Raw genomic sequence first — 5,588 nt, 5'->3', positions numbered from 1 at the left:
TAATAAATGGTATAAAAAATTTAAAAAGTCTAGATACTAACCTTGCAATATGCATGGGAAATCTCCTTTGTTTGAGTGATATTAGACTTAGAGGTTTCCCATTTTTATTATTTTAATTACTGAAAAATTTTATTTATAAGTTAACGCGTATGCTAAGTAAATACTTGTGGTATGATATAATCACATTTTTACTACAAAAGGAGATTACAGTATGTCACACTTAGATACATTACATATTAAAGATCATAAGGTTATAATCAAGAAGAGCTTGTCTTGCCAAACCTTACAACACTTGTTGCACTTTATCATAAACATAAAAATGAAGTGGTTGACACACGCATCAAAGAAATATTTTCACATAATATTGGCATATTACTTGTTGTTGAAATCATGATTGATGCCAATCACCCTGTTACGATGGAACACTTAAAATCTAGTGAGATTTCAAAAAATATGAAACATGTTCGTGATTATTACGTTATATTAACAAGTCATCTAAAAAAGCACGTATACAATATGTGCAATCCGTATCTGATAGATTGCTTGAAGGTACATTTGAAGATTGCCTCTTCAACACCATGCCTTTTGACACCAGTAATTGTACGTGAAAAATTCCCACAATTTAAGAATACTAATTACAATCAAACGACTTTTAAAAATTTATTTTAGGCCTAAACTTTAAATAAGTAAGTCATTTAAACTCCAAAGTGACTTACTTATTTTTTAACTCATATTGAATTTGCAAAATCTTTGATATAAAATTTTAGTATGTACATATTGTACGGCAGTTATTTTGGTTTTATTACATAAGGAGATTTTTAAAATGACACAACTGATTGATTCTCTTAAAACCCGTTTAGAAGATATACTTATTCTTCTTAAATGGGTAACTCTTGCTATTATTGTCAGCTGTACTGTTGGCTTTATAGGTGCCCTATTCCATTATGCTATTGAATATGCTACCCTTTTTAGGTTACAGCATTGGTACATTATCTTAACACTTCCTCTAGGTGGTCTCTTAATTATTTACTTATATCATATAACTCATATGGCAAACGATAAAGGGACAAACCTAGTTTTACTTTCTATACGTGAAGCAAATCCTATTTCCTTTAAAACAGCACCTCTTATTTTTATGGCAACTGTAATTACCCATCTATGTGGCGGTTCTTCTGGCCGTGAAGGTGCTGCCCTGCAGCTTGGTAGTAGTATCAGTTATCAAATTGGTAAACTCTTTCATTTAGATGAAAAAGATTTACATATTATGACGATGTGTGGTATGAGTACTGGATTTTCAGTTTTATTTGGTACACCTTTGGCTGCTGCAATCTTTGCTATGGAAGTCATTAGTGTTGGAATTATGCATTATGCAGCCCTTGTACCTTGTACACTTTCCGCATTAATTGGCTATGGTATTGCTGGTAAACTTTCAATCACCCCAACTAGCTTTCGCTTAGTAAATATTCCTAGTTTATCAATCACCTCAACAGTTCATGTTATTATCTTATCACTTTTAACAGCACTCATGAGCATTATCTTCTGTCAAACACTTCATACAAGCACAAGACTCTATAAGCGATTCTTCCCAAATCCTTATATTCGTATTGTTGTAGGAAGTTTCTTAGTACTTGGCTTAACTCTTACCTGTGGTAGTACCGATTATTTAGGTGCTGGTATGCCTATTATCAAATCTGCTATTGAAGATACCGTTGTTCCATGGGCCTTTATTCTAAAGCTTATTTTTACATCTTTAACATTAGGTGCTGGCTTTAAAGGCGGTGAAATTGTTCCTGCCTTCTTTGTAGGTGCAACCTTTGGACATCTTGTAGGTGACTTATTTGGTTTCTCTTCTTCTTTTAGTGCAAGCATTGGACTTATTGCACTATTTTGCGGTGTTACCAATTGCCCAATTACAAGCTTTATCTTAAGTCTTGAACTCTTCGGACCTGAAGGCAGCTTATTCTTTATGCTAGCTTGTGCTATTAGTTATATGACTTCTGGTTATCAGGGACTTTATTCTAAACAAAAAATTATGTATTCTAAAATGAAACCTGAATTTATTAATCAGTTTACAGAATAACATAAAAGCGCCGCTTCATGCGACGCTTTTTATGTTTATTAAGCTACAAGGTCTGCTAAAATTTTAGCTACATCTGCAGTATTTACATAAGTTGTATTATTTTTAAGTTTTAAACCTGTTGATAACTTACCATTTAAAGATGAATTCGCATCTTTTACTGTAAAACCAGCTTGTCCTATAGTAAATGTAATTGTTATATTTTCTTTAGTTGCAATAATTTGTTTATTAGCATATTTTACTTCAAATTTTTGCTCTTGTAAGTAACTTCTAAGTGCTACCATTTTACCTGTTTCTACTTTTTCTACTGCTTCTGATACTGGTGCTTCAGTTACTACTGTCATACGTGGCTCGAATTTTCCTTCTACTACACCTGATTTTTCTACATAATCTAAAAGTGTATCCATTAAAGTGTTATATTCTGCTTTAATTGGATATTGTGCAAGCATTATGTAACCATCTCCACCTGCTGCTATAAAGTCATTTGTAGCAAATGTATACATTTTATTAGGATCCACTGCTACACCATTTACTTTAAGATCACTGATACGATTTCCAGCTTCTTTATAAGCATTTAATGTAAATGTCATACCTGCTGTATGAGGAAACGCACCTTTTTCGTGTGGATATTCACTTACGCCATGTTCAAGTGCTGCTTTAAGATCATTTCCTTTAATCTCTTTTACCATTATTGTGTTACCAAATGGGAATACTGTAATCATATCTTTATGTGTAATATCTCCAGCTTCAATCGAAGCACGAATACCACCACCATTTGTAAAGGCTACATCAGCACCTGTTAAATCGAGAATTGCATCTGTTGTGAGTTGTCCTAAATTTGTTTCACATGTTCTCACAATTGAACGCTCACCTACTAATTTTACTTTTGTTTGACCCACTACGCGGTCAAGAAGTGTATTTTGTGATGTTTCTACTTTTTCGATTTCAGCTGCAACCTCTACATTAGGTGTAACTTCAGCAAAGTCATTATAACCTATTAATTTTGCTGTTTTATTTTCTACTTTTCCATCTTCTACAGTAATTTCAACACGTCCTACATTATTGAGTTTATCACCTGTACTTACAATCAAAGTATTATTTACAAGGCGTCCTTCTTCAAGCTTTGAATGGCTATGACCATCTACAATAACATCAATGCCTTCTACAGCTTTAGCTACTAAATCTGAAGTATAATCACCTTCATCAAGTCCAAGATGTCCTACCATAATGACAACATCTACACCTTTTTTTTCACGTAATATTTTAACATTTTTTTGAGCGGCAGCAATCATATCCGTAAATTTGTATCCTTTAATATTATCAGGATGTGTTTTAAATGCTGTTTCTTCAGTAGCCATACCGAAGATTCCTACTTTTACATCATCAACTTCTTTTACAATATAAGATTCTAAGACAGCTTTACCATCATCTGTTACTAAGTTAGATGCAAGTACAGGGAAATTTAATACTTTAACAATTTCAAAGAAGTTTTTTGCACCAAAATCAAATTCATGGTTTCCAACTGTCATTGCATCATATCCAACTGCATTAGCAATTTTAATTACGCTATGTCCATTTTCAAGGTTTGCAAAAGGCATACCTTGGAACATATCGCCTGCATCTACTATGATTGCATTCTCATTAGCTTTTACTTCTTTTGCATATGTTGCTAATTTTGCAAAACCAATAATACTCTTACCATCATCTTTAACATTTCCATGTGTATCATTTGTATGGATTAATGTAATTGTTGTAGCATCTTTTGCTAAAAGCGGTGTGACACTCATACATGCAGTAACCAACATAGTAGCTAATAATTTAAAGCTTGCTTTTTTCATCTTAACTATCATTCCTTTCGCTGTGCTCAAGGCACAAAAATTCATAAAAACGTTTAAGCCCCTATAATACTTTTAGTAGGTAAACAATTATACTACAGAGCACGGGAGGAGAATTAACGATTTCTCTACGGGAAATCCCGTATCTTAACATGTGCCGAATACTTTATCCAAGTACAAATAATTGTGCCATTGAGCACGTACACTAATCTTTGCATAAGCAAAGCCTTGTTTATTATTAAGTATTCAGTCAATGATTGTTTACTTTATTTTTTTGCCTAAAGGAGTGTTTAAATGCTTAAAATTGTATATCCTATCTGTTGTGGCATAGACGTTCACAAAAAATTTGTTGTCGCTACGCTTGCCACTACTAACTCAAATAATGTTACAACCTATCAAACTAAGCAGTTTTCTACTTTTACCGATGATTTACTCAGCCTCGTTTCTTGGCTTAAGGATAATAACTGCTCTGAAGTCTGCATGGAATCCACTGGTAAGTATTGGATTCCTATTTTTAATGTCCTCGAAACTTCTTATCATATCACTTTAGCTAATCCTAAATATATTAAAGCTATTCCTGGTAAGAAAACAGACAAGAAAGATTCTATCTGGATTGCTGATCTTCATAAACATGGTCTTGTGCGTGACAGTTTGATTCAACCTAAATCTATTCGTGATCTTAAAGATGTTATACGTTATAGACGTAAACTTGTTAGTATGCGTTCTAGTGAAAAAAATAGATTTCAAAACTCCCTAACCGTCTCTAATATCATGATTGCTAGTGTTGTTTCTGACACTTTCGATAAATCTAGCGTTGCTATTATTAATCATATGATTTCTTCTCCTGAAGATACAGATTTCGACTATGAATCTTTACTTCATAAAAAGCTTAAATCTAAAACTTCAGATATTGGACGTTCTATTGCCAATCATACACTTTCTGCCACACAAGCCTCCAAAATGTCTGTAGCCTTTAAGCACTTTGATTACATTAATGAGTGTATTGATTTAATGGATGAAACCATAGCAATTCTTGCAGCTCCTTTTCAGAATGAAATCAATCATATTTGTACCATTCCTGGTATCAAAGAACTTGCTACAACAACCATCATTTCTGAAATAGGGGTTGATATGTCTAAGTTTGATAGTTCTAAACATTTATGTTCCTGGGCTGGGCTTACACCCCAAAATAATGAAAGTGCAGGTAAAAAGAAAAGTGTGCGTATCAATAAAACTGGCTCTTATCTAAAACCTATTCTTGTTCAATGTGCCCTAATCGCAATTGCCAGAACCATGCTAACCTGTATTTACCATATGCTTTCTAAAGAAGAGAATTTTAATCATGAATTGTATTTAACTGCTGTAATTAAAGAGCCTTCAGTTATGTCAAGTACTTATCAGCTCAATCAAGCTATTCTTTTATTACAACAAAATGGTTATACTGTAAATATTTTAGATCCTACACTTTCTTCAACTTAATTTAGCCCAAAGTATAAATTTTAATATCTTATTTATCGCTTCTTGGAGCTATTCAAGGGCTTGTTTGCTATGTCTACTTCTAGTTTTCCTTTTTCATACTATTTCCTTATGTAAATATATTTTTAATGTCTATTATTTTATACCATATTTCTACATTTTACGCAATGTATGCTCATATTTATATTTTTTATTATTAA

The 5,588-nt window shown here is 32.7% G+C and carries 4 protein-coding genes; 3 read left to right on the top strand and 1 reads right to left on the bottom strand.

The genetic code is table 11. The annotated features are described in order from the left end of the window. The first annotated feature begins 273 nt into the window (after positions 1-273). Together JCM14822_RS17715 and JCM14822_RS17710 are read left to right on the top strand one after the other, a co-directional pair. On the top strand, positions 274-669 hold the full coding sequence (locus JCM14822_RS17715) for a hypothetical protein (protein WP_054743907.1): 396 nt from the start codon (positions 274-276) through the stop codon (positions 667-669). A gap of 154 nt (positions 670-823) precedes the next feature. Next, positions 824-2,080 carry a chloride channel protein gene (locus JCM14822_RS17710; protein WP_157047878.1) on the top strand — a complete coding sequence of 419 codons (1,257 nt, stop codon included), beginning with the start codon at positions 824-826 and terminating at the stop codon, positions 2,078-2,080. 38 nt (positions 2,081-2,118) lie between these two features. Here JCM14822_RS17710 and JCM14822_RS17705 read toward each other — a convergent pair whose 3' ends face one another. Further along, the gene (locus JCM14822_RS17705; RefSeq protein ID WP_172674863.1) at positions 2,119-3,915 is read right to left on the bottom strand and encodes a bifunctional metallophosphatase/5'-nucleotidase; all 1,797 of its coding nucleotides are present in this window, start codon (positions 3,913-3,915) and stop codon (positions 2,119-2,121) included. 291 nt (positions 3,916-4,206) lie between these two features. Between JCM14822_RS17705 and JCM14822_RS17700 the strand changes: the two genes are divergently transcribed. Then, positions 4,207-5,391 (top strand): IS110 family RNA-guided transposase, encoded by a 1,185-nt coding sequence (locus JCM14822_RS17700; protein ID WP_054743905.1) that lies wholly within the window; start codon positions 4,207-4,209, stop codon positions 5,389-5,391. The last annotated feature ends 197 nt before the right edge of the window (positions 5,392-5,588 follow it).

The organism is Cellulosilyticum ruminicola JCM 14822, assembly GCF_001311925.1.
Lineage (GTDB): Bacteria > Bacillota > Clostridia > Lachnospirales > Cellulosilyticaceae > Cellulosilyticum > Cellulosilyticum ruminicola.
The sequence above is the reverse complement of the archived record's forward strand: the minus strand, read 5'-3'. Positions and strand labels throughout refer to the sequence as shown.